The organism is Arthrobacter sp. SlRoot2-15 (assembly GCF_059739345.1).
The window spans coordinates 2,678,743-2,702,397 of sequence record NZ_AP046058.1 but is presented as its reverse complement, the minus strand read 5'-3'; the positions used below and the strand labels follow the sequence as shown (position 1 = coordinate 2,702,397).

The 23,655-nt window shown below is 67.7% G+C and carries 20 protein-coding genes; 9 read left to right on the top strand and 11 right to left on the bottom strand.

Going from position 1 to position 23,655, the window contains the following annotated elements:
- Window positions 1–50: 50 nt before the first annotated feature.
- On the top strand, window positions 51–1,769 hold the full coding sequence (locus tag AC6I9V_RS12515; RefSeq protein ID WP_497899649.1) for a formate--tetrahydrofolate ligase: 1,719 nt from the start codon (window positions 51–53) through the stop codon (window positions 1,767–1,769).
- A 120-nt stretch (window positions 1,770–1,889) separates the two neighbouring features.
- A complete protein-coding gene (locus AC6I9V_RS12510; protein WP_497899648.1) occupies window positions 1,890–2,807 on the top strand; it encodes a DUF559 domain-containing protein in 918 nt (305 codons plus the stop codon).
- Between the two features lie 88 nt (window positions 2,808–2,895).
- On the opposite strand, the gene AC6I9V_RS12505 is transcribed toward AC6I9V_RS12510, so the two are convergent.
- The 8 genes from AC6I9V_RS12505 to glmS all read right to left on the bottom strand — a co-directional run bounded on the left by AC6I9V_RS12505 (window position 2,896) and on the right by glmS (window position 15,476).
- Window positions 2,896–3,981 carry an inositol-3-phosphate synthase gene (locus AC6I9V_RS12505; protein WP_349412979.1) on the bottom strand — a complete coding sequence of 362 codons (1,086 nt, stop codon included), beginning with the start codon at window positions 3,979–3,981 and terminating at the stop codon, window positions 2,896–2,898.
- A gap of 205 nt (window positions 3,982–4,186) precedes the next feature.
- The gene (mgrA, locus tag AC6I9V_RS12500) at window positions 4,187–5,224 is read right to left on the bottom strand and encodes an L-glyceraldehyde 3-phosphate reductase (RefSeq protein ID WP_497899647.1); all 1,038 of its coding nucleotides are present in this window, start codon (window positions 5,222–5,224) and stop codon (window positions 4,187–4,189) included.
- 15 nt (window positions 5,225–5,239) lie between these two features.
- On the bottom strand, window positions 5,240–7,009 hold the full coding sequence (gene treZ / locus AC6I9V_RS12495; protein WP_497899646.1) for a malto-oligosyltrehalose trehalohydrolase: 1,770 nt from the start codon (window positions 7,007–7,009) through the stop codon (window positions 5,240–5,242).
- Between the two features lie 37 nt (window positions 7,010–7,046).
- Window positions 7,047–9,371, bottom strand: coding sequence for a malto-oligosyltrehalose synthase (treY, locus tag AC6I9V_RS12490; RefSeq protein ID WP_497899645.1), 2,325 nt, complete (start codon window positions 9,369–9,371; stop codon window positions 7,047–7,049).
- Entirely contained in the window at window positions 9,368–11,608 is a 2,241-nt protein-coding gene (gene glgX, locus AC6I9V_RS12485) for a glycogen debranching protein GlgX (protein ID WP_497899644.1), read from the bottom strand. The genes treY and glgX overlap by 4 nt, the downstream gene beginning before the upstream one ends.
- Before the next feature lie 91 nt (window positions 11,609–11,699).
- Window positions 11,700–13,223 (bottom strand): NAD(P)H-hydrate epimerase, encoded by a 1,524-nt coding sequence (locus AC6I9V_RS12480; protein ID WP_497899643.1) that lies wholly within the window; start codon window positions 13,221–13,223, stop codon window positions 11,700–11,702.
- An 8-nt stretch (window positions 13,224–13,231) separates the two neighbouring features.
- Complete coding sequence (locus AC6I9V_RS12475) at window positions 13,232–13,579, bottom strand: holo-ACP synthase (protein ID WP_146336899.1); 348 nt, start codon at window positions 13,577–13,579, stop codon at window positions 13,232–13,234.
- A 4-nt stretch (window positions 13,580–13,583) separates the two neighbouring features.
- Window positions 13,584–15,476 (bottom strand): glutamine--fructose-6-phosphate transaminase (isomerizing), encoded by a 1,893-nt coding sequence (gene glmS / locus AC6I9V_RS12470; protein ID WP_497899642.1) that lies wholly within the window; start codon window positions 15,474–15,476, stop codon window positions 13,584–13,586.
- A 132-nt stretch (window positions 15,477–15,608) separates the two neighbouring features.
- On the opposite strand from glmS, the gene coaA reads away from it, so the two are divergent.
- From coaA to mscL, 3 genes are all read left to right on the top strand, one after another.
- The gene (coaA, locus tag AC6I9V_RS12465; protein ID WP_138768608.1) at window positions 15,609–16,574 is read left to right on the top strand and encodes a type I pantothenate kinase; all 966 of its coding nucleotides are present in this window, start codon (window positions 15,609–15,611) and stop codon (window positions 16,572–16,574) included.
- Window positions 16,575–16,579: 5 nt separating this feature from the next.
- Window positions 16,580–17,494 carry a M15 family metallopeptidase gene (locus AC6I9V_RS12460; protein ID WP_497899641.1) on the top strand — a complete coding sequence of 305 codons (915 nt, stop codon included), beginning with the start codon at window positions 16,580–16,582 and terminating at the stop codon, window positions 17,492–17,494.
- 69 nt (window positions 17,495–17,563) lie between these two features.
- On the top strand, window positions 17,564–17,965 hold the full coding sequence (gene mscL / locus AC6I9V_RS12455; protein ID WP_497899640.1) for a large conductance mechanosensitive channel protein MscL: 402 nt from the start codon (window positions 17,564–17,566) through the stop codon (window positions 17,963–17,965).
- 68 nt (window positions 17,966–18,033) lie between these two features.
- Here the strand turns inward: mscL and glmM are convergent, their stop codons facing one another.
- The 3 genes from glmM to rplM form a co-directional block, all read right to left on the bottom strand.
- Complete coding sequence (glmM, locus tag AC6I9V_RS12450) at window positions 18,034–19,395, bottom strand: phosphoglucosamine mutase (protein WP_497899639.1); 1,362 nt, start codon at window positions 19,393–19,395, stop codon at window positions 18,034–18,036.
- Between the two features lie 202 nt (window positions 19,396–19,597).
- A complete protein-coding gene (gene rpsI, locus AC6I9V_RS12445) occupies window positions 19,598–20,104 on the bottom strand; it encodes a 30S ribosomal protein S9 (RefSeq protein ID WP_056737844.1) in 507 nt (168 codons plus the stop codon).
- Window positions 20,105–20,142: 38 nt separating this feature from the next.
- Window positions 20,143–20,586, bottom strand: a complete 444-nt coding sequence (gene rplM, locus AC6I9V_RS12440) for a 50S ribosomal protein L13 (RefSeq protein WP_015937805.1) — start codon at window positions 20,584–20,586, stop codon at window positions 20,143–20,145.
- A 307-nt stretch (window positions 20,587–20,893) separates the two neighbouring features.
- Between rplM and AC6I9V_RS12435 the strand changes: the two genes are divergently transcribed.
- From AC6I9V_RS12435 to AC6I9V_RS12420, 4 genes are all read left to right on the top strand, one after another.
- A complete protein-coding gene (locus tag AC6I9V_RS12435; protein WP_497899638.1) occupies window positions 20,894–21,559 on the top strand; it encodes a prepilin peptidase in 666 nt (221 codons plus the stop codon).
- Window positions 21,560–21,829: 270 nt separating this feature from the next.
- On the top strand, window positions 21,830–22,042 hold the full coding sequence (locus AC6I9V_RS12430) for a Flp family type IVb pilin (protein WP_497899637.1): 213 nt from the start codon (window positions 21,830–21,832) through the stop codon (window positions 22,040–22,042).
- Window positions 22,043–22,144: 102 nt separating this feature from the next.
- A complete protein-coding gene (locus AC6I9V_RS12425) occupies window positions 22,145–22,552 on the top strand; it encodes a TadE/TadG family type IV pilus assembly protein (RefSeq protein ID WP_497899636.1) in 408 nt (135 codons plus the stop codon).
- The gene (locus AC6I9V_RS12420; protein WP_497899635.1) at window positions 22,540–23,586 is read left to right on the top strand and encodes a pilus assembly protein TadG-related protein; all 1,047 of its coding nucleotides are present in this window, start codon (window positions 22,540–22,542) and stop codon (window positions 23,584–23,586) included. Before AC6I9V_RS12425 ends, AC6I9V_RS12420 begins: the two co-directional genes overlap by 13 nt.
- Window positions 23,587–23,655 lie beyond the last annotated feature (69 nt).

The following is a 23,655-nucleotide window of genomic DNA, read 5'->3' as shown; positions in this document are numbered from 1 at the left end:
GCCGGAACCACGGGCCGGAACGCCATGACGCCACGAGCCGAAGGACAACGATGTCTGAGAACACCACGGAAACCACCGACGCCGGGACCGCCCCTATCCTGAGCGATCTGGAGATCGCCCAGCGGGCCACCATGCGGCCGATCGAGGACATCGCCGCCGCCGCCGGGATCAACCCGGAGGCGCTGGAATTCTACGGCCGTTACAAGGCGAAAATCGACCCGGCCAAGCTGACGCTGGACGCCGCGCATGTCCCCGGCAAGGTGGTGCTCGTCTCGGCCATGTCCCCGACGCCGGCTGGCGAGGGCAAATCCACCACCACGGTCGGCCTGGCGGACTCCCTGGCCCGCGCCGGGCACCGGGTGATGATCGCGTTGCGTGAGCCCTCGCTCGGTCCGATCCTGGGTATGAAGGGCGGCGCAACCGGCGGCGGCTACTCCCAGGTCCTGCCGATGGACGAAATCAACCTGCATTTCACCGGCGACTTCCACGCCATCACCTCCGCCAACAACGCCCTGATGGCGCTCGTGGACAACCACATTTACCAGGGCAACGCGCTCAACATCGACCCGCGCCGGATGACGTTCAAGCGCGTGCTGGACATGAACGACCGGGCCCTGCGCGAGGTGGTCATCGGCCTGGGCGGCCCGACGCAGGGCGTGCCGCGGCAGGACGGTTTCGACATCACGGTCGCCTCGGAGATCATGGCGGTGTTCTGCCTCGCCACCGATCTGAACGACCTACGCACCCGGCTGGGCCGGATCACCTTCGGTTACACCTACGACCGCGAACCGGTCACCGTGGCCGACCTCGGCGTCCAGGGCGCCCTGACCATGCTGCTCAAGGACGCCATCAAACCCAACCTGGTGCAGACCATCGCCGGCACCCCGGCCCTGGTGCACGGCGGGCCGTTCGCCAACATCGCGCACGGCTGCAACTCCCTCATCGCCACCCAGACAGCGCGGGCCCTGGCCGACGTCGTTATCACCGAGGCCGGCTTCGGCGCCGACCTGGGCGCCGAGAAGTTCATGGACATCAAGGCGAGAATGGCCGACGTCGCGCCGTCCGCCGTCGTGGTGGTGGCCACCATCCGCGCCCTCAAGATGCACGGCGGCGTCGCCAAGGACCAACTGAAGGAGCCCAGCGTCGAGGCACTGGCCGCCGGCGTCGCGAACCTGCAGCGGCACGTGCGCAACGTGGAGAAGTTCGGCATCACCCCGGTGGTCGCGATCAACAAGTTCGGCACGGACACCCAGGAGGAACTCGACTGGCTGCTGGACTGGTGCGCCGCGGAAGGTGTGCAGGCCGCCGTGGCCGACGTCTGGGGCCGCGGCGGAGGCGGCGACGGCGGCGATGAACTCGCCGCGAAGGTCGCCGCCGCCATCGACGCCCCGCACGGCTTCCGGCACCTGTACCCGCTGGAGATGTCCGTGGAGGACAAGATCCGCACCATCGTGCAGGAGATCTACGGGGCCGACGGCGTCGACTTCTCCGTCCCGGCGCTCAAGCGGCTCGCGGAGATCGAGAAGAACGGCTGGTCCGGGATGCCGGTCTGCATGGCGAAGACGCAGTACTCCTTCAGCGACGACGCCACCAAACTCGGCGCGCCGAAGGGCTTCACCGTCCACGTGCGCGACCTGATTCCGAAGACCGGGGCCGGGTTCATCGTGGCGCTCACGGGTGCGGTGATGACCATGCCGGGCCTGCCCAAGGTCCCGGCCGCGATGCGTATGGACGTCGACGCCAGCGGCAACCCCGTCGGCCTCTTCTAGACCCGTTGCGCTATCACTTTTGGCTGCCATTTCCGGCGGATGGGGACCAAAAGTGATAGCTCAACGGGCCCTTGTGGATAACCGGAGCGGGGATCCGGTGTTCGGATAAGAATGGTCCGCATGCGACCACCTGTTGCCTTGCCGGCCCACCCCGCTTCGGCCCCGTTTACCGTCTATGAAGCGCGGGCCGCGACGCTGGGAACGTCACGGCTCCGCGCTTCCGACCTCGCGACGGCCGGCCGGTTGCTCTACCTTCCCGCCGGCTGGGAGTTCGAGCTCCGCGGTCTGGCCCGTGCCCTTTCGGCCGCGACGCCGGGCGCGTGGATTTCGCACGTTACGGCCGCTGTGTTGCTGGGACTGTGGCTCCCGTCGTGGTTTCGTGGCTGCCGGGAGCTCCATCTCAGCAAGCCGAAGGCGCTGCCGCCCGTCCGGCGCGAGGGCGTTGTGGGCCATACCGTTCTTGCGTTCGAAGACGAACTCATGGTCTCGGACGGCATCCGGATTTCAACGCCTGCCCGGACGTGGCTGGATCTTGCCCGCATCCTGCCGTTGGAGGATCTCGTAGCCGTGGGCGACCAGCTCGTACGGCAGCCCCGCCTGGAGCTGGAGGGCCGTTCGGAGCCGTGGGCGACACTCCCTCAGCTGCGGGACATGCTCACAAGGCACCCCAAGCTGAAAGGAATCGTGAAAGCGCGCCAAGCGCTGGAGCTCATCCGGCCCGGCTCCGACTCCGCGCCGGAAACCTTCCTGCGCCTGGCATTGACCGCTGCCGGGCTGCCGGAGCCCGATCTGCAGCTCAGGATTGTGCCGGACGACCCGCTCTCCCCCGCGGCCGACCTCGGATACCGGAGGCAAAGGGTGGCAATCCAGTACGACGGCGGCCACCACCTCACGCGCGAACAACAGTCCCGCGACAATCGCCGCGACGAAAGGTTCAACGCGGCTGGCTGGCGCTATTTCAAATTCAACGCCGACGACCTGGCGGACGACTTCCGCGGTGCTGTCCGACGGGTCCGCCTAGCACTCCACGGCCGTTAACCGCCGGTTGCCCTGTCACTTGTGGCGGCTAAACCGGCTGTTTAGGCGCCGTAAGTGATAGGGCAACTCGCGGAGGGTGGGGTGGGGTTTAGCGCTCCAGGTCGCCGCGGATGAAGGCCTCGACCTTTTCGCGGGCGAGGTCGTCGTTGAACTGCTCCGGCGGGGACTTCATGAAGTAGCTCGACGCCGAGAGCAGCGGGCCGCCGATGCCGCGGTCCAGGCCGATCTTGGCGGCGCGGACGGCGTCGATGATCACGCCGGCGGAGTTGGGAGAGTCCCAGACCTCCAGCTTGTATTCCAGCGAGACCGGGGCGTCGCCGAAGTTGCGGCCCTCGAGGCGGACGAAGGCCCACTTGCGGTCATCGAGCCACTGCACGTAGTCCGACGGGCCGATGTGCACGTCCTTGGCGGCGAGTTCGGCCTCGACGTTGGAGGTCACGGCCTGGGTCTTGGAGATCTTCTTGGACTCGAGGCGGTCGCGCTCGAGCATGTTCTTGAAGTCCATGTTGCCGCCGACGTTCAGCTGGTACGTGCGGTCCAGGGTGACGCCGCGGTCCTCGAACAGCTTGGCCATAACGCGGTGCGTAATGGTCGCACCGATCTGGCTCTTGATGTCGTCGCCCACAATCGGCACACCGGCGGCGGTGAACTTGTCCGCCCACTCCTTGGTGCCGGCGATGAACACCGGCAGCGCGTTGACGAACGCCACGCCGGCGTCGATGGCGCACTGGGCGTAGTACTCAGCGGCTTCCTGGGAACCGACCGGCAGGTAGCAGACCATCACGTCGACCTGGGCGTCCTTAAGGGCCTGGACGACGTCGACCGGCTCCTCCGGGGACTGCTCAATGGTCTCGAGGTAGTACTTGCCGAGACCGTCCAGGGTCGGGCCGCGCTGGACCGTGACGCCGGCCGGCGGGACGTCGGCGATCTTGATGGTGTTGTTCTCGCTGGCGAGGATCGCGGCGGACAGGTCCTGGCCGACCTTCTTGCCGTCGACGTCGAAGGCCGCCACGAACTGGACGTCGTTGACGTGGTACTTGCCGAATTGCACGTGCATCAGACCCGGGATCGTGGCCTGGGGATCGGCGTCCCGGTAGTACTCGACGCCCTGGACCAGCGAAGTGGCACAGTTACCCACGCCGACGATTGCAACACGAATCGGATTTGCAGACACGAAACTCCCTTTGAGAACAAACTTCACGTGCCCGGCGCGGCCATACTCTGATGTACGGCGGCGGCAAACGGGCACAACGCCATGCGGCACTCTTGCATTCTAGTCAACGGCGCCGGGACTCAAGTTGTTCCCGGCCGCGGCGCCCAATCTGTTACGGCGGGCGGGCACCCGTGCGGGCACCCCGGAGTGGCGCCCAGGCGTTCGCTTACTTCTGCGCCCAGAGATTGATGTCGGACTCGACGGCGAACTCGTCGATCGCGTCCAGCTCATCGGCGCTGAAGTCCAGGTTCTCGACCGCGGCCAGGGTGTCCTCGAGCTGACGCACACTGGACGCCCCGACTAGCGCGGAGGTCACCGAGGTGCCCTTGCCCTGCTCGCGGAGGATCCAGGCGATCGCCATCTGCGCGAGGGTCTGGCCCCGGCCCTCGGCGATCCGGTTGAGGCCGCGGACCCGGTCCAGGTTGTCGCCGGTGATCATGCCCTGGTCCAGGGATTTGTCCTGCGCCGCACGGGAATCCGCCGGTACGCCGTCGAGGTAGCGGTCGGTGAGCATGCCCTGCGCCAGCGGCGAGAACGCGATGGCTCCCGCGCCCACCTGCTCCAGCGCCTCGTAGAGGCTGGGGCTGCCGATCTCGGTCCAGCGGTTCAGCATGGAGTAGCTGGGCTGGTGGATCAGCAGCGGGGTGCCAAGCTCCTTGAGGATCCGGGCCGCCTCGAGGGTCTGCTCCGGGGTGTAGGAGGAGATGCCCGCGTACAGCGCCCTGCCGGAGCGGACAGCCTGGTCCAGGGCGCCCATGGTCTCTTCCAGCGGGGTTTCCGGGTCGGGCCGGTGGCTGTAGAAGATGTCGACGTAGTCCAGGCCCATCCGGCCCAATGACTGGTCCAGGCTGGCCAGCAGGTATTTGCGCGAGCCCCAGTTGCCGTAGGGCCCGGGCCACATGTCGTAGCCGGCCTTGCTGGAAATGACCAGTTCGTCGCGGTACGGGGCGAAGTCGTCCTTGAAGTGGCGGCCGAAGTTGGTCTCGGCGCTGCCGTAGGGCGGGCCGTAGTTGTTGGCGAGGTCGAAGTGGGTGACACCCAGGTCGAAGGCGCGGCGCAGGATGGCGCGCTGGACCTCGAACGGCTTGTCGTCCCCGAAGTTGTGCCAGAGGCCAAGCGAAATGGCCGGCAGTTTCAGGCCGCTGCGGCCCACCCGGCGGTACGGCATGGAGTCATAGCGGTTCTCTGCTGCAAGGTAAGTCATAACTACTATCCTGTCCTATTTCGAAACGACGGCGGCGCTGTGCCCGGGCAGTTCAACCTGGCCTGCCGCCAGCGCGACGCCGTCGTCGGTGCCCAGCAGCAGCGAGCCGCCACTTACGGCAACCTGGCGGGGTTCGGCGGAGAAGTTCATCGCCACCTCCACGTTGCCGCGGCGCAGGCGCAGCCAGCGGTCGGCCTCGCTGAACGCGACCGCCGTGTCCTCGAACCCGAGCCCGGCGAGCTCCGGGGTCGCGCGGCGTAGCGCGATCAGGTTCCGGTACAGCTCGAGCAGCCGCGCGTGGTCGCCGGTCCCCGCCTCGGACCAGTCCAGCTTGGAGCGGGTGAACGTGGCCGGGTCCTGCGGGTCGGGCACGACGGCGGGGTCCCAGCCCATCCGCTCGAACTCCTTGATCCGGCCCTCCGCGGTGGCCTTTCCGAGCTCGGGCTCCGGATGGGACGTGAAGAACTGCCAGGGCGTGGTGGCGCCGTATTCCTCGCCCATAAACAGCATCGGGGTGAACGGCGAGGTCAGGGTCGCGACGGCGGCGAGCGCCAGCTGCCCGTAGCCGAGGCTCTGGGAGAGCCGGTCGCCCGTGGCCCGGTTGCCGATCTGGTCGTGGTTCTGGCTGCACACCACCAAGGCGGCGGGGTGGACCAGGGAGGTGTTGATGGGACGGCCGTGGTGCCGGCCGCGGAAACTGGAGTAGCTGCCGTCGTGGAAGAACCCGTCCACCAGGACCTTGGCCAGCGCCGCGAGCGAATCGAAGTCGCCGTAGTAGCCGGTGGTTTCGCCGCTGACGTTGACGTGGACGGCGTGGTGGAAGTCATCGCTCCACTGCCCGGCCAGGCCGCAGCCGTTGACGGCACGCGGGTAGAGCAGGCGCGGGTTGTTCAGGTCCGACTCCGCGATCATGGTCGCCGGGCGTCCGGTTTCCGCCGCCACCGCGTCGGCGAGGGCACCGAAGTCCTCGAGCAGGTGCACCGCGCGCTCGTCCTTGAAGGCATGCACGGCATCGAGCCGCAGCCCGTCCACATGGTAGTAGCGCAGCCACATGGCGGCGTTGTCCAGGATGTAGTCCCGGACGACGTCGGAGCCCGGTCCGTCCAGGTTGACCGAGTCGCCCCAGGTGTTGCCCTCTCCGGCCTTGAGGTACGGCCCGAACCGGGGCAGGTAGTTGCCGCTGGGGCCGAGGTGGTTGTAGACCACGTCCTGGATCACGCCCAGCCCCGCGGCGTGGGCCGCATCGACGAAGCGCTGGTAGGCGGCGGGGCCGCCGTAACCCTCGTGCACGGTGTACCAGAGGACACCGTCGTAGCCCCAGTTGTGGGTGCCGTTGAACCCGTTGACCGGCAGCAGTTCCACAAAGTCGACTCCGAGGTCCGCCAAATAGCCGAGCTTTCCGGCCGCGGCGTCGAGGGTCCCCTCGGGCGTGAAGGTGCCCAGGTGCAGTTCGTAGATGACCCCGCCCTGCAGCCCGCGGCCCGTCCAGTCGCCGTCGGCCCAGGTGTGGGCCCCGGCGTCGAAGGTCCGCGAGAGCGCGTGCACACCCTCGGGCTGGCGGCGCGAGCGCGGGTCCGGCAGTGGTGTGGTGTCCCCGTCCAGCAGGTAGCCGTAGTCCACCTCGCCCGAAGGTGCCTCCGGGGCGGTCCACCAGCCGCCCCGGCCATCGCCGGACGCCGACGCCGGGCGCATCGGGTACCGCTGGCCGCCCGCGAGCAGCGTGACCTCCCGGGCTTTCGGCGCCCAGAGGTCGAAGCGTTCGGTTCCGTGTGCGGGCAGAGTCATTGCCGTTCCCATCTGTCTGTTCGTCAGGTCGTGCGTGTCAGGCTGCAGGGACCAGCAGCGCCACCGGGTAGTCGCGCAGGATCTCCCCCACATGCACCGTCCCCGGGCCGAAGGACCTGCCGCTGAGCTGGTCCGTCATGGCGGCGGTGAGGTCAATGGCGGTGTCATGCCAGCCTCCCCGCTGTTCCAGGCCGCGGGGCAGCCTGGTGGCCAGGGTGATGGCCCCGGGTGCGCCTGTTCCGCGGTCAAAGGCGATCAGGTGGCCGGCCGCGGCGCCGGTGGCCGGCACCGGGGCGTAGCCGGTGAACAGCTCCGGCCGGTCCCGCCGCAGCCGCAGGGCCCGGGAGGTGACCAGCAGTTTTGCCGCGTCGTCCCGGTACGACGCCGGGAGCTCGCCGGCGTCGAGCGCTGCCAGGGCGGCGCGGCGGGCGCCGAAGTCGAACGGCCGGCGGTTGTCCGGGTCGGTCAGCGAACGGTCCCAGAACTCGGTGCCCTGGTACACGTCCGGCACGCCGGGCATGGTGAGCTGGACGAGTTTGGCGGAGAGCGCGTTGGCGGAGCCGTACGGGTCCAGCAGGGCCACCAGGGCATCGAGTTCGGCGCGCACCTCGGGGTTGTCGAAGGCCGCGTCGACCGCTGCCGCCAGCTTCGCCTCGAACTCGGCGTCGGGATCGAGCCAGTTGGTCGAGTTGCCGGCCTCGCGGGCGGCCTTCTGGGCGTAGGACTGCAACCGGTCCCGGTCCGCCGGCCAGACCCCGGCAACCGCCTGCCACAGCAGGTTGGCCAGCGGCCCGTCCGGCAGTGGCGCGAGCTTCTGCAGCCGGCCCAGCGACGCGGTCCACTGCGGGGCCAGCTCCGCAAGGACCGAGATCCGCGCGCGGGTGTCCTCGCTGCGCTTGGTGTCGTGGGTGCTGAGCGTGGTCATGGACAGCGGCTGCGCGGCCTGGCGCCGGGCCATCCGGGCGTGGAACTCGTCGGTGGACACCGCGAACTCGGTGGGGTCCGCGCCGACTTCGGTAAGGGTGCCCAGCCGGGTGTACCGGAAGAAGGCGGTGTCCTCGACGCCCTTGGCCATCACCATGCCGGAGGTCTGCTGGAAGCGCCGGCCCAGTTCCTCATCGGCGCCGGGGCCGGCGCGCAACAGCAGCGACAGCAGCGCCTGCACGGCCGGTTCCAGTTCCGGGCGGCGGCGGGCCGCGAGCTCACACGCCTCGCGCAGCACGTCCTCCCCCTCGGGAAGGTAGCTGCGGTACACCGGAAAGGCCGCGGTGATCTCGGAGAGCGCATCGACGGCGGCCTCCGCGCCCAGCCCGGCGGATGACGGCACCAGCCGGGCGAGCCTCAGCATCTCCGAATGCAGGATCCCGTCCGTGATCCGGCGCTTGGTGCCGCGGATCATCTCCTCGTAGTCCGCGGGCGTTCCGCCGCGCAGAGAGGCGTCCAGCGCATCGAGGCCAGCCTGCCCGGCCGGGTCCACAAGGACCCGGTCCACGTCCGCAAGGGCGTCGTACCCGGTGGTCCCCTCGCACTCGAAGCCGGCGGGAAGCTCCTCGCCGGGCTCCAGGATTTTCTCGATCAGCAGGTAGGCCCCGCCGGTCACCTCGCGCAGGCGCCGGAGGTAGCCGGCCGGGTCCGCGAGGCCGTCCGGGTGGTCGATGCGCAGGCCGTCCACCAGGCCCTCACGGAACCAGCGGACCACCTCCTCGTGCGCCTCGTCGAAGACCTCCGGGACCTCCACCTTGATCCCGGCGAGCGTGTTGACCGCAAAGAACCGGCGGTAGTTCAGGTCGCTGTCGGCGCGGCGCCAGCCCACGAGCTCGTAATGCTGCCGGCCGTGGACCTCACGCGGGTCGTCCCCTTCCGTGTAGCTGCCCTCGGCCAGCGGGAACCGGTGGTCGTAGTAGCGCAGCTCGCCGTCGCGGACTTCCAGCGCGTCCACGTCCGAGTCGTGGCCGAGGACCGGGATCCGGATCCGGCCGCGGCCGAAGTCCCAGTCGACGTCGAACGCCTGGGCGTAGCGGGACTGCTGGCCTTCCTTGAGCAGCGACCACCACCAGGGGTTCTGCACCGGGGTGGCGATGCCGACGTGGTTGGGCACGATGTCCACGAGCACGCCCATGCCGGCGTCCCGCGCGGCCCGGGAGACTGCCGCCAGTCCCTCCGCGCCGCCGCGGTCCGGGTCGATCGCGGCCGGGTCGGTGACGTCGTACCCGTGGTCCGACCCCTGCTCCGCCGTCAGGATCGGCGACAGGTAGACCCAGTCGACCCCCAGGGATTTCAGGTACGGCACGGTGGCGGCAGCATCCTGCAGGGTAAAGCCCGGCCGGATCTGCAGCCGGTAGGTCGAGGCGGGGGTCCTCATGAAGCGGAAGCCTTGGCGGCGCTGGTGTCCGCAGCCTTGGTCTGCGCCTCCACCATCTCCTCCTGGGCGTCCTCGTGCTCGGCCATCGAGGCCAGCGACGCGGCGGCGGAGTAGTCCACCTCCACCTCCGGGCCTGAATAGGCGCGCAGCACCACCATGGACTTAGCCGCCAGCGTGAGCGCGGCACCGGCCTTGAGCGGTTCGTCCTTGTCGGCCTGGTCCGCCGTGTCCACCAGCAGCTCCCAGAACGGCGAGTACTCCTCGTTGGGCAGGACGAAGTCCACGTTGTCGTCGTGGGCGTTGAAGGCCATCAGGAAGCTGTCGTCGGTGATCCGGCGGCCGCGCGAGTCCTGCTCCTGGATGCCGTGGCCGTTGTAGAAGACGCCGATGGTCCGGCCGAAGCCGCTGCCCCAGTCCTCGGGCAGCATTTCGCTGCCGTCGGTCTTGAGCCAGACGATGTCGGGCAGTTTCTCGCCCTCGCCGCGGACGACCGGCCTGCCGTCGAAGAAGCGGCTGCGCCGGAACGTCGGGTGGTCGTGGCGGATCTTGTTGACGAAGGCCGTGAACTCCACGAGCGGCTGGTCCATGGCCTCCCAGTGCACCCAGCTCAGTTCGGAATCCTGGCAGTAGGTGTTGTTGTTGCCCTGCTGGGTGCGGCCCAGTTCGTCGCCGTGCAGCAGCATCGGCACGCCCTGCGAGAGCAGCAGCGTGGCGATGAAGTTCCGCTGCTGGCGGGCGCGGAGGGTCAGCACGGTGTCATTGTCCGTGTCGCCTTCCTCGCCGCAGTTCCAGGAGCGGTTATGCGATTCGCCGTCGTTGTTGCCTTCGCCGTTGGCCTCGTTGTGCTTCTCGTTGTAGGAGACCAGGTCCCGCATGGTGAAGCCGTCGTGGGCGGTGACGAAGTTGATCGAGGCCACCGGGCGGCGGGCGGAGCTTTCGTACAGGTCCGCGGAGCCGGTCAGGCGGGAGGCGAATTCGCCCAGCGTGGAGGGTTCGCCGCGCCAGAAGTCGCGGACGGTGTCGCGGTACTTGCCGTTCCATTCGGTCCACTGCGGCGGGAAGTTGCCCACCTGGTAGCCGCCGGGCCCGACGTCCCACGGCTCGGCGATCAGCTTGACCTGGGACACGATCGGGTCCTGCTGGATCAGTTCGAAGAAGGTGGAGAGCTTGTCGACGTCGTAGAATTCGCGGGCCAGCGTGGAGGCGAGGTCGAAGCGGAAGCCGTCGACGTGCATCTCCGTCACCCAGTAGCGCAGGGAGTCCATCAGCAGCTGCAGGGAGTGCGGGTGGCGCACGTTGAGCGAGTTGCCCGTGCCGGTGTAGTCCATGTAGTGCTTCAGGTCGCCGTCGACCAGGCGGTAGTAGGCCTGGTTGTCGATGCCCTTGAAGGAGAGCGTGGGGCCGAGGTGGTTGCCTTCCGCCGTGTGGTTGTAGACGACGTCGAGGATGACCTCGATGCCGGCGCGGTGCAGGTCGCGGACCATGGCCTTGAATTCCTGGACCTGGTGTCCGACGTCGCCGGAGGAGCTGTAGGTGTTCTGCGGGGCGAAGAAGCCGATGGTGTTGTAGCCCCAGTAGTTGTTGAGGCCCTTCTCCACGAGGGTCCCGTCGTTGACGAACTGGTGGACGGGCATCAGCTCGATCGCCGTGATGCCGAGCTTCTTCAGGTGTTCGATGACCGCCGGGTGCGCGACGGCGGCATAGGTGCCGCGCTGTTCCTCCGGAATATCAGGGTGCAGCTCGGTCAGGCCCTTGACGTGGGCCTCGTAGATGACCGACTGGTGGTACGGGATCCGCAGCTGGCGGTCGCCGTCCCACTCGAAGAACGGGTTGATGACCACGCCGTGCATGGTGTGCGGCGCGGAGTCGGCGTCGTTGCGGGAGTCGGGATCGCCGAACTCGTAGGTGAAGAGCGCCGGGTCCCAGTCGATCTGGCCTTGGACTGCCTTGGCGTAGGGGTCCAGCAGCAGCTTGTTGGCGTTGAAGCGGTTGCCGTTTTCGGGTTCGTACGGGCCGTGGACGCGGTAGCCGTACTTCTGCCCGGGCTGGATCTGCGGCAGGTAGCAGTGCCAGACGTAGCCGTCCACCTCGGTCAGTTCGATCCGGGTCTCGCTCAGGTCATCAGCCAGGAGGCAGAGTTCGACCCGCTCCGCCTGTTCGCTGAACAGGGCGAAATTGGTGCCGGTGCCGTCAAAGGTGGCTCCCAGCGGGTAAGCCGTTCCGGGCCAGACTTCCATGTGTACTCCTCGTGCGATGCGAACTATCTCTAGACAGACTACTTGTAAGCAGGGTTACTAATTGACCGGGCGCATTATGCGTGCGCCATTGTTACAGTCGCCCGATCACCTCCGGCAACGCGTCCGCGATGGCCGACGCCGTCAGCGGGCCGCCGTTGGAGGCGACGGTGCCGGCGCGGCCGTGCAGGCTGGCCGCCATCGCAGCGACGGCGGCCCACCGCTCGGGTTCGTTGATGCCGCGTGACCCGAAGGCCCCGGCGTCGCCACCGAGCTGGGCCAGCAGGGCCCCCAGCACCCCGGCCAGGACGTCGCCACTGCCGGCGGTGGCCATCCAGGGGCTGGCCTCGGCCTGGCTGAAGACGGCGCCCGACGGCGCTGCCACGAGCGTGGTGGCGCCCTTGAGCAGCACGGTCGCCCCGGTCAGTCCGGCGGCTTGCCCGACGGCGGCGAGCGTTGCGTCCTCGACGCCGGAGCGCGCCGGGGCCGCGCCGTACCGGCCCAGCAGGGTGGCCAGCTCACCCGCGTGCGGGGTCAGCACGGTGTGCGGGGAAAGCTGGCGGGGCAGGGCCGGGAGCGCGCCGGCGTCGGCCACGGTGGGGAGCCCGGCGGCGGCCGCCTCGCGGACCCGCTCCAGCTGCTCGTGGGCGCCGTCGTCCAGGCCCGGGCCGAGGAGCCAGGCCTGGACGTGGGCGTCGGCGACGCTCGTGCCGCACACCACCTCGGGGCAGGCCCGGCGGACCAGGTCGGCGACCTCGGGGGGACCCAGGTAGCGGACCATGCCGGCACCGGCGGCCAGCGCACCGCGGCAGGCGAGCACGGCGGCCCCCGGGTAACGGGTGGACCCGGCCACAACGCCAAGCACGCCCCGGGAGTACTTGTGGGCGCGACGGCCGGGGTGCGGTAGCAGCGCGGCCAGGTCGGCGTTCTCGAGGCGGCGCAGCGCCGGGGCCCCGAGAGCGTGCTCGATGCCGATGGGGATGGTCCGCAGCCGGCCGGTGAAGTCGGCGCCGGGGTCGGCGAGGAGCCCGGCCTTGGGCGCCCCGAAAGTCACGGTCACGTCGGCCGCCAGGACGGGGGCGTGCGCCTCGCCGGTGTCGGCGTCCACGCCGCTGGGGATGTCGCAGGCCACCACAAGCTTTGGGCGGGAACGGCCAAGCGCTTCGATCAGGGCTGCCGCAGGGCCGCGCAGCCCGCCCTGGGCGCCGGTGCCGAGGACCGCGTCCAGCACGACGTCGGTCCGGGCCGCCGCCGCCGCGAGCTCCGCCGCGTTGGACTCGCCGAGCACGGTGTCCCGGCCGCCGGCGGCCCGGAACGCCGCCAGAGCGGCCGGGTGCGCCTCCCCGGCGGTGAGCACCGCCGTCGTCCGCACGCCCCGGCGGGCCAGCAGCGCCGCCGCGTAGAGGCCGTCACCGCCGTTGTTGCCCTTGCCGGCGAGCACGGTAACGCTGGAGCCGTACGCCCGCAGCCCGCGGTTCCGCAGTTCGCGGACCACCGTGTTGGCGAGCCCGTAGGCGGCCCGCTGCATCAGAACAGCGCCCATACCGGTGTCCGCACTCGCCGCGAGAAGCTGTTTTTCGACTTCTCGGATGTGGGTTCCGGTATAGGCGCTGATCATGGTGGTGCTTAGCCTTCGGCGATCACCGTGGCGGTAGCGATGCCGCCGTCATGGCTGATCGAGAGGTGCCAGCGTTTGACGCCTTTGGACTCCGCGACGGCCAGCACCGTGTCCTTGACCTGGACCGTGGGGCCGTGCTGGTCCAGGCCGATCCAGCAGTCCTGCCAGTTCATGCCCGCCGGCGCACCGAGGACCTTGGCCACGGCTTCCTTGGCGGCGAACCGCGCGGCCAGGGACCGGGTGTTCAGTTCCCGCTCGGCCGGGACGAAAAGCCGGTCGCGCAACCCGGGGGTGCGCTCGAGCTGCCGTCCGAACCGTTCAATGTCTACGACGTCTACGCCGATGCCAACAATCATGCGGCTATTCTACGGTCACGCTCTTGGCCAGGTTCCGCGGCTGGTCCACGTCGTAGCCCTTGGCGCTGGCGAGGGCGAGCGCGAAGATCTGCAGCGGCACGGTGGACAGCAGCGGGGCCAGCAGCGTCGGGGTCTCCGGGATGTAAATGACGTGCTCGGCGAAGGCCTTGACCGCTTCGTCGCCCTCCTCGGCGATCACGATCGTCTTGGCGCCGCGGGCACGGACTTCCTGGATGTTCGAGACGACCTTGGAGTGCAGCGAGTCGCGGCCGCGGGGCGAGGGGACCACCACAAAGACGGGCTGGCCCTCCTCGATCAGGGCGATCGGGCCGTGCTTGAGCTCGCCGGCGGCAAAGCCCTCGGCGTGAATGTACGCGAGTTCCTTGAGCTTGAGCGCGCCCTCCATGGCCACCGGGAAGCCGACGTGCCGGCCGAGGAACAGCACGGACTTGGCGTCCGCCATGGCCTCGCCGAGTTCCTTCATCTGGCCCTCGTTGTCCAGGATCTGCTGGATCTTGGCCGGGATCTTGCCCAGGTCGGCAAGGATGTCCTTGATTTCGCCCTGGAACTTGTTGCCGCGCAGCTGTGCCAGGTACAGGCCCAGCAGGTAGGCGGCGGTGATCTGGGCCAGGAAGGCCTTGGTCGAGGCGACGGCGATTTCCGGACCCGCGTGGGTGTAGAGCACGGCGTCGGATTCGCGCGGAATGGTCGAACCGTTGGTGTTGCAGATGGACACCGTCTTGGCGCCCTGTTCCTTGGCGTAACGGACGGCCATCAGCGTGTCCATGGTCTCGCCGGACTGGGAGATGGAGACGATCAGGGTGTTGGCGTCCACGATCGGGTCCCGGTAGCGGAACTCGTGCGAGAGCTCCACCTCGGTGGGAATCCGGCACCAGTGCTCGATGGCGTATTTGGCGACCTGCCCGGCGTACGCCGAGGTGCCGCAGGCCAGGACGATGATCTTGTCGACGCCCTTGAGCAGTTCCGGATCGATCCGGAGTTCATCGAGCGTCAGCTTGCCGTGGACGTCGGAGCGGCCCAGCAGGGTCTGCAGCACGGCATCCGGCTGGTCGTGGATTTCCTTCTCCATGAAGGACGGGAAGCCGCCCTTCTCCGCGGAGGCCGGATCCCAGTTGACGTGGTATTCCTTGCCCTCGGCCGGGCCGCCGAAGAAGTCGGTGATCTCCACGGTGTCCGCGGTGATGGTGACGATCTGGTCCTGGCCCAGTTCCACGGCGCGGCGGGTGTAGTCGATGAAGCCGGAGACGTCGGAGCCGAGGAAGTTCTCGCCCTCGCCCAGGCCCACCACGAGCGGGGAGTTACGGCGGGCCGCCACAACGACGTCGGGCTGGTCCGCGTGCACGGCGAGCAGCGTGAAGGCGCCTTCGAGGCGCTGGCAGGCAAGCTGCATGGCCGTGGTCAGGCCGCCCTTGGCCGGGTCGCCGCCGAGCTGGTTCCGGTAGATGTCGCCGAGCAGCGCGGCGGCCACCTCGGTGTCGGTCTCAGAGTGGAACGTGACGCCCTTGCGGAGGAGTTCCTGCTTGAGCTCCGCGAAGTTTTCGATGATGCCGTTGTGGATGAGCGCCAGCTTGCCCTCGTCGGACAGGTGCGGGTGCGCGTTCTGGTCCGTGGGGCCGCCGTGGGTCGCCCAGCGGGTGTGGCCGATCCCGGTCATGGCCTCGGGCAGCGGATTGGCCTCGAGCTCGGCAATCAGGTTGCTCAGTTTGCCGGACTTCTTGCGGGACGAAATGGCACCGTCCGCGACGACCGCAATGCCCGCGGAGTCATAGCCGCGGTACTCCAGGCGGCGCAATCCTTCCAGGACAACGTCCAAGGCTTTGTGTTCGGTATTTACCCGGCCAGCCGAGCGGCCTACATATCCAACGATTCCACACATGGCCATAAGCCTAGCTGGTTTCCGGACCGTCCGACGTAGGATGTGCCGCCCGCCACCCCGTCGCCGGGCGCTGCCGCGGCCCGCGGGGGCCTTCATTTCGCTCTGGGCGTTCTCAAGGGCAGAATCTCTAGGGTGACTTTGCAACGCAACGACGCGAACGGCGAGGGCGTCTCCCCGTTCGTTGAGCTGGACCGGCAGACCTGGTCCCGGCTCGCTGCCCAGATGGAGCAGCCCCTCAACGAAGAGGACGTGCTCCGCCTCCGCGGCCTGGGCGACCCGCTCGACATGAAGGAGGTCCGGGAGGTCTACCTGCCGCTCTCCCGCCTGCTACACCTCTACGTTGAGGCCGCCAACCAGCTCCACGCGGCCACCACCACGTTCCTGGGTGAGAAGACCCAGCGCACCCCGTTCGTGATCGGCGTGGCCGGTTCGGTCGCCGTGGGGAAGTCGACCATCGCGCGTGTGCTCCGCGAAATGCTGCGGCGCTGGCCGGGCACCCCGAACGTGGAGCTCATCACCACCGACGGTTTCCTGTACCCCCTGGCCGAGCTCAAGCGCCGGCAACTCCTGGACCGCAAGGGCTTTCCCGAGTCCTACGACCGCCGCGCCCTGCTTCGCTTTGTGAGCGAGGTTAAGGGCGGCGCAGAGGAAGTGCGCGCCCCCTGGTACTCGCACGTCACCTACGACATCGTTCCGGGCAAGGAGGTTGTGGTCCGCCGGCCGGACGTCCTCATTGTCGAGGGGCTCAACGTCCTGGCGCCGGCCCGTCCGCGGCACGACGGCCGGCAGGGCCTGGCCCTGAGCGACTTCTTCGACTTTTCCATCTACGTGGACGCCAAGACCTCCTATATCGAGGAATGGTACGTGGACCGTTTCCGCAAGCTGCGGACCACAGCCTTCGCCCAGCCGGAATCCTACTTCCACCGGTACGCGACGCTCTCCGATTCCGAGGCCGAGCAGACCGCCCGCGACATCTGGAAGCGCATCAACGAGCCGAACCTGGAGGAGAACGTCCTCCCCACCCGCGGCCGGGCCCAGCTCGTGCTGACCAAGGACGCCGACCACTCCATCCGCCGCATGCTGCTGCGCAAGGTCTAGCGCGGGTGTGCCAGAACGCGTCCGACGCCACCGAGACCCCGGAGTCCCCCAGCCGGCGCGCGTTCGGACGTGTTGTGGCCACGGGCGCCGGGTTCGCGGCCCTGGCGGCCCTGGCCGCCTGCAGCCCGGAGGGCACGGCGCCGCGTCCTGCTTCCGGCACAGGCGTGCCAACTGGCACCCCTTCCACCGCGCCGGCTTCCTCGGGCGCACCGGCCGCCACGGCCGCCACGACGACGACGGACCCCGCCGACCCCGCCGGTCCGGGCCCGGCCGCTTCCGTGCCGCCCAGCTCCGCTGCGGCCGCCGCACCCGGCAGGCAGTATTCCTTGACGGATCCGGCAAGTCCATGGGTGGTTGTGAACAAGCACCGCCCGCTCTCCCCCGCGGCTTTCGTTCCGGCGGACCTGGTGCAGCCGGCCGTGCGGCTCGCGGCGTCCGGGGAGGCTGCCCTGCTGAACAGCACGACGGCGGCAGCGGCCCAGCGGATGTTCGACGACGCGGCAGCCGCCGGCGTCGTCCTGGTACTGGCGAGCGGCTACCGTTCCTTCGCCACCCAGACCGCCACCTACAACAGCTACGTGAACTCCCGCGGGCTCGCCGAGGCGGACACCGCGTCGGCCCGCCCGGGCCACTCGGAGCACCAGACCGGCTGGGCTTTCGACATCGGCGACGGCGGCGGCGCCTGCAGCTTCCAGCCATGCTTCGCCGAACAGCCGGCCGCCGTGTGGGCCAAGGCAAACGCGCACCGCTTCGGCTTTGTGGTCCGCTACCCCTGGATGTTCCATGAGATCACGGGCTACTACTACGAGCCGTGGCACCTGCGCTACGTCGGTGCGGAAGCGGCCGGCGAGATGAACGCCCGGGGTATTGCGACCCTCGAGGAGTACTTTGGGCTCGAGGCCGCACCGGGCTATCTCTAGGGAAGACACGGAAGAGGAAACACACGTACCCGTCACGGCCCGTTCACGCGGCGGGGTTATGTTGAGGGCATGCTGACAGGATTCAAGAACTTCATTCTTAAGGGCAACGTCGTAGACCTTGCCGTCGCAGTCGTCATCGGCGCCGCATTTGGCGCCGTGGTAACGGCACTTGTCCAGAGCGTTCTCATGCCATTCATCGCGGGCCTGGTTGGATCCCCTAACTTCGACAGCTTCGCCGTCGTCACTTTGAACGGCAACGACATCAAGTTCGGCGTGTTGCTGACGGCAATCGTCAACTTCCTGCTCGTCGCGGCCGCCATTTACTTCGTCGTCGTGGTGCCGATGAACCACATGATCGAGCGCCGCAACCGCCGCCTCGGCATCCACCCAGACGTCAAGGAAGAAGCCGCCGAAGACCCGCAGATCGCCCTGCTGACCGAGATCCGCGACGCACTGACCCGTACCCCCTAGTTCCCGCAGCAAACAAGAGTGGTCCGCTTCCGTACGGAGGCGGGCCACTGTTGTTTGCGGACGGGGCGTCAGTCTGACACGAGGGCCAGGGCCAGTTCGGTCCTCACAACCTGGGCCAGGCCTTCGGCGACTTCATGCGCGGTGTCGTGATCGGCGGCTTCCACCATCACCCGGACCACCGGCTCTGTACCGGAGGGGCGCAGCAGGACGCGGCCGGTATCACCGAGCTGCGCTTCGGCCTGGGCGACGGCCTCCGCCACGGCTTCGTCGCCGTTGACGCGGGTGCGGTCGACGCCCTTGACGTTGATCAGCACCTGCGGGAGCTTGGTCATGACCTTGGCCAGTTCCTTGAGCGGACGGCCGGTCAGGGCCACCTGTGCGGCGATCTGCAGGCCCGTCAACACCCCGTCCCCGGTGGTCGCGTGGTCGGCGAAGATCACGTGGCCGGACTGTTCGCCGCCAAGATTGAAGCCGCCTTCGCGCATGCCTTCGAGGACGTAGCGGTCGCCCACGCCGGTCTCGCGGAGGCTGATGCCGGCGTCCCGCAGGGCGATCTTGAGTCCCAGATTGCTCATCACGGTGGCCACCAGGACGTCGTCCTTGAGCTTGCCGGCATCCTTGAGGGCCACGGCGAGGATGGCCATGATCTCGTCGCCGTCCACCTCGTTGCCCTCGTGGTCAACGGCGAGGCAGCGGTCGGCGTCGCCGTCGTGCGCGATGCCGAGGTCAGCGCCATATTCCAGGACTGCTTGCTTGAGCGGGCCGAGGTGCGTCGAGCCCACCCCATCGTTGATGTTGAGGCCGTCCGGTTCGGCGCCGATGACCAGCACCTGGGCGCCGGCGTCCTTGAAGACCTGCGGCGAGCAGCCGCTGGCGGCGCCGTGCGCGCAGTCCAGGACCACCTTCAGCCCGTCGAGCCGGTGCGGGAGGGTGCCCAGCAGGTGCACGATGTAGCGGTCCTCCGCGTCGGAGAAGCGCTGGATGCGGCCCACTTCGCCGCCAACGGGGCGGAAGGGCTCCTTGGCCAGCTGCTCTTCGATGGCGTCCTCGACGTCGTCGGGGAGTTTCTGGCCGCCGCGGGCGAAGAACTTGATCCCGTTGTCAGGCGCCGGGTTGTGGGAGGCGGAGATCATCACGCCGAAGTCGGCGTCGAGGTCCGCCACGAGGTACGCCGCGGCCGGGGTGGGGAGCACCCCGGCGTCGTAGACGTCGATGCCGGAGCTGGAGAGCCCGGCCTCCACGGCGGCGGCGAGGAACTCGCCGCTGGCGCGGGGGTCGCGGGCGACGACGGCGCGCGGCCGGTTGCCGTTGATGCTGCGGTCGTGGCCAAGCACGACGGCGGCAGCCTGCGCCAGCTGCAATGCCAGCTCGGCGGTCAGCAGACCGTTAGCCAGGCCCCGGACACCATCTGTTCCAAATAATCTAGACATCGGGTCAAGTTTAGTCGATGGCGCGCCCGGCTCCCGCCCCGGGCGGCTGGACGGGCGTTAAACGACGGAAGCCCGCCCCGCATGAGTGCGGGACGGGCTTCCTGATCCAGGCGCTTTTAGCGCTTGGGGATCCGAGCGCTGAAAAGCGCCGGGGGGCCCAGACTGTGGTCGCGCCAGCGGCCACAGTCTGGGAAGGCGCTTTTTAGCGCTTGGAGTACTGCTGGGCCTTGCGTGCCTTCTTGAGACCAGCCTTCTTACGCTCGATGACGCGTGCGTCACGGGTAAGGTAGCCAGCCTTCTTCAGGGTGGCGCGGTTGTTCTCGACGTCGATCTCGTTCAGCGAACGGGCGATGCCGAGGCGCAGTGCACCGGCCTGGCCGGAGGGGCCACCGCCGTGGATGCGGGCGATAACGTCGTAGGCGCCTTCGAGATCGAGGATCTTGAAGGGCTCGTTGACGTCCTGCTGGTGCAGCTTGTTCGGGAAGTAGTTCGACAGCTCGCGGCCGTTGATGGTCCACTTGCCGGAGCCCGGCACAACGCGAACGCGTGCAACGGCTTCCTTGCGGCGGCCAACAGCTGCGCCGGCGACGGTCAGGGCCGGACGTTCCTTCTTCGGCGCGGCTGCGTCAGCAGCTCCGCTTTCCGAGGTGTAGCTGGTCAGGTTTTCCTCAGCCTCAACGGCTTCGGTGGTCTCTTCGTTCTGAGCCACGGTTCTCCTTGTATTAATAAGTTAGTTGGTGGCCAGGACTACTGGGCGACCTGGGTGATTTCGAAAGTCTTGGGCTGCTGGGCGGCGTGCGGGTGCTCTGCACCGCGGTAAACCTTCAGCTTGCCCAGCTGCTGGGCAGCGAGGGAGTTCTTCGGGAGCATGCCCTTGATGGCCTTCTCAACGGCGCGGACCGGGTTGGATTCCAGCAGTTCCGCGTAGTTGACGGAGGTCAGGCCGCCCGGGTAGCCGGAGTGGCGGTATGCGCGCTTCTGCTCCAGCTTGGCGCCGGTGAGGGCAACCTTTTCAGCGTTGATGATGATGACGAAGTCGCCCATGTCCATGTGGGACGCGAAGGTGGCCTTGTGCTTGCCGCGCAGCAGGATTGCGGTCTGGCTGGCGAGACGACCAAGGACAACGTCGGTGGCGTCAATGACGTGCCACTGGCGGTTGATATCGCCGGGCTTCGGGGTGTACGTACGCACGGTGTTTGCCTCGTTCTTGTTCTGGCGTTCTTGTTTTAGGCGTCACGCAAAGGTGCACCTACTATCTATGCGCTACCGGAACAGAGGTGAGGGCTCCATGTAACCAGTCATCCTGTGGACTCGAATGTGCACGTTGAGTAGCTATCCTGCAACCGGATTCTCAAGCGGGCACGCATCATCGAGATAGGACACGCACAACGACTACCAAGAATAGCGGAAGCCGGGGTCGTGGGTCAAAATGGGGTGTCCGGTGGCACGCTGCCCAGCGTGCCGCGCAGTTCCGGCCCGCCGCACCCCTGGAGGTACCGTGCCCGATCCCGCCGTTGCAGGGGCCTCACCGCTGTTGTTCCTGGCGGCAATCGCCGCCGCCGGGCTAGGCCTTGGCTGGCTGGCCGACGCCGTTGTGGGGCGGGCCCTGCCGGAGTTTGCTGGCCGCCCCACCCTCCTCCAGCGTTCGACGGCGGCGGTGGCCACCGCGGCTCTTTGCGCACTGTTGGCCTGGCGTTTTGGCGCTTCCCCGGAACTGCCGGCGTTTTTGTTTCTTGCAATTACCGGCATCCAGCTGGCGCGGATCGATATCCTTCATCATTTGTTGCCCAACCGGCTGGTTGTACCCCTGCTGGGTGCCGGCATCCTGCTCCTCGCAGGGGCCTCGCTAGCACTGGGAGGTTGGGAAAGGCTGGTCCGCGGCCTCGCCGGGGCCGTCATCCTCTTCTTTTTCTACTTCATCCTGGCCCTCATCAGCCCCAAGAGCCTCGGAATGGGCGATGTTAAGCTCGCCGCACCACTCGGCCTGTACTTAGGCTACTTGGGCTGGGCGCCGCTGTTCTATGGCGGCGCCCTGGGCTTCGTCGCCGGCGGTCTCGTGTCCTTTGCGCTCGTGCTAAAAAACCGCGCAAACAAGCCGAAGGAAGTGGCCTACGGGCCGTCCATGCTGGCCGCCGCCCTGGCGGCCATCCTGCTCGTCGCGTAGCACCCCATCCCGCCTCCCACGTAGGCGAACCAGTAAGCCCACTGAGCAAACCAAGTAGTTGCCTTTGGCGTGCCCAGAAAAACTGAGTACACCTTTCCAAAGCGGGCAAGTAAAACCCCCATTTCGCCCCAAGAATTCGAGTAGCCGGACTCATTGCCGGGCCGTTAATCGGCGTGCAATTCTTGTCCCATCGGGGCTCCACCAGGTAGCAAAAGGGGATTTGCTGGAATTCCGTAACACTATTCATAACTCTGGAAAAGGACTTTTAAAATGACTGGTCTCATGGTCTCAATGCTGGCGTTTGTCGCCGGCGTCAAGAACCGATTCGAATCCGAAAAGGGGGCAACCGCGACGGAATACTCGCTCCTGATCGCGTTTGTCGCCTTTGCCATCATCGTGGGTGCCACCTTCTTCGGCGGGCAGCTCAGCGACTGGTTCACCCGGCTCGGCAACCGCGTCGCCACCTGGACGGTCGGCCCGTAATCACCCTCGGGTCTCATCAAGTACGCCCTGTGCCGCGTCCGTGAATCGCGGACGCGGCACAGTTCTTAATCCTTTGGCTGCATCTATCCCTGGGGGGATCCAATGAAGCGCAGCATTTTTCCGTCGTCCCGTTCTGGGACGCGAACGCGGGAGCGGGGGGCCGCCGCCGTCGAGTTCGCCCTCGTGGCACCGATCCTGCTGGGCCTCGTGGGCGGGATCGTCGAATTCTCGTACACGTACAACCTGCAGATCTCGGTCACGCAGGCCGCCCGCGAGGCCGCACGGACCATGGCTATCTTTAACGACCAGAGCCGGGCGCGGGCGGCGGCCACGGCAGGGGCGCCCGGCCTTAACGCGGCCGGCTTCACCTACACCTTCACCGGCGCGTGCCCCTCGGGCGCCACCGGGAATGCCCAGGTGGCCATCGGCTACACGGCCAACGCCATGACCGGAATCTTTGGCAGTTCTGTCACCGTCCACGGGACCGGAGCCATGCGATGCCACGGCTGAGGAGTGTCCTGGAAGCCAAAGCCGGCAAGAAGTCGGAGCGGGGCGCCACAGGCATCCTCGTGGCTTTGCTGATGGTGGTGCTGATCGGAGCCGGCGCCATGGCAGTCGACGCCGGGCAGATCTACGCCGAACGGGCCCAGCTGCAAAATGCCGCGGATGCGGGCGCCCTGGCGGCGGCGGCACAGTGCCACGCCGCCGGAACCTGCACGGGCACCCAAGCCCTGACCTGGGCGCGCGAAATGGCTGGTCCTAACTCCAACGACGGCGCATCTGCAGTCGATTCAGTGGATTTGTCCGTTGCCAAGCAGGTCAAAGTCGTGACGTCCACGCAGGGTCCCGGCGCCGGAGGAGCGGGCTTCCTGACCAAAATGTTCGCCAGCGCGCTGAACGCCCCGCCGGTCAAGGTCCGTGCCGCTGCCGTCGCGGGCTGGGCACCGCCCTCCAGCGGCTCCGGATTCCCGCTGGCCATCTCCGATCACTGCTTCAACCTGTCTGGAGGCGCCGTCTCGTCCGAAGTCCAGAAGATTTCCTACAAACCGGGCGGAACCTGCACCGGGCCTTCCGGGACGCAGATCGCGGGCGGCTGGGGCTGGCTCGACCAGAGCTCCCCGTGCGTCGCGACGACAGCCACGGGCACCAACCAGGTGGGTTCGGACCCGGGCAACAATCCGCCAAGCGGCTGCGAGGCAATCCTGAACGGCTGGAAAGCGACCATCCTCGGCGGCGGAGAAGTCAAAGTTGCTTTTCCCGTTTTCGACGACGCCACCAATCAAGGACAAAACGGCAGCTTTCACGTCATCGGCTACGCAACCTTCAAGATCTGGGGCTGGAAGTTCGGCAACAACAGTACCCAACATCCCGCCTATGCATTCCGGAATACCGCCGGCGATCCCTTGATGACCAGTTCGCTGGCCTGCTCGGGCGGCCAGGACCGCTGCATCATTGGCCAATTCGTGAGATTCGAAACCATCAATTCCGCGGGGGGACCTCCAGGTGCTGACTTGGGAACCAGCGAAATCAAACTCATCAAATAGTTAATTTCTAAGGAGTTACGATGAAAACACGCCTACTGGGAGGCATCGCCGCATTACTTGTGGCAATTA

What these genes read in the sequence shown, in the direction of transcription:
- AC6I9V_RS12515 (WP_497899649.1), top strand. Translation starts at nt 51, where the DNA reads ATGTCTGAGAACACCACGGAAACCACCGACGCCGGGACCGCCCCTATC.
- AC6I9V_RS12510 (WP_497899648.1), top strand. Translation starts at nt 1,890, where the DNA reads ATGCGACCACCTGTTGCCTTGCCGGCCCACCCCGCTTCGGCCCCGTTT.
- mgrA (WP_497899647.1), bottom strand. Translation starts at nt 5,224, where the DNA reads ATGACTTACCTTGCAGCAGAGAACCGCTATGACTCCATGCCGTACCGC.
- treZ (WP_497899646.1), bottom strand. Translation starts at nt 7,009, where the DNA reads ATGACTCTGCCCGCACACGGAACCGAACGCTTCGACCTCTGGGCGCCG.
- treY (WP_497899645.1), bottom strand. Translation starts at nt 9,371, where the DNA reads ATGAGGACCCCCGCCTCGACCTACCGGCTGCAGATCCGGCCGGGCTTT.
- glgX (WP_497899644.1), bottom strand. Translation starts at nt 11,608, where the DNA reads ATGGAAGTCTGGCCCGGAACGGCTTACCCGCTGGGAGCCACCTTTGAC.
- AC6I9V_RS12480 (WP_497899643.1), bottom strand. Translation starts at nt 13,223, where the DNA reads ATGATCAGCGCCTATACCGGAACCCACATCCGAGAAGTCGAAAAACAG.
- AC6I9V_RS12475 (WP_146336899.1), bottom strand. Translation starts at nt 13,579, where the DNA reads ATGATTGTTGGCATCGGCGTAGACGTCGTAGACATTGAACGGTTCGGA.
- glmS (WP_497899642.1), bottom strand. Translation starts at nt 15,476, where the DNA reads ATGTGTGGAATCGTTGGATATGTAGGCCGCTCGGCTGGCCGGGTAAAT.
- mscL (WP_497899640.1), top strand. Translation starts at nt 17,564, where the DNA reads ATGCTGACAGGATTCAAGAACTTCATTCTTAAGGGCAACGTCGTAGAC.
- glmM (WP_497899639.1), bottom strand. Translation starts at nt 19,395, where the DNA reads ATGTCTAGATTATTTGGAACAGATGGTGTCCGGGGCCTGGCTAACGGT.
- AC6I9V_RS12430 (WP_497899637.1), top strand. Translation starts at nt 21,830, where the DNA reads ATGACTGGTCTCATGGTCTCAATGCTGGCGTTTGTCGCCGGCGTCAAG.
- AC6I9V_RS12425 (WP_497899636.1), top strand. Translation starts at nt 22,145, where the DNA reads ATGAAGCGCAGCATTTTTCCGTCGTCCCGTTCTGGGACGCGAACGCGG.
- AC6I9V_RS12420 (WP_497899635.1), top strand. Translation starts at nt 22,540, where the DNA reads ATGCCACGGCTGAGGAGTGTCCTGGAAGCCAAAGCCGGCAAGAAGTCG.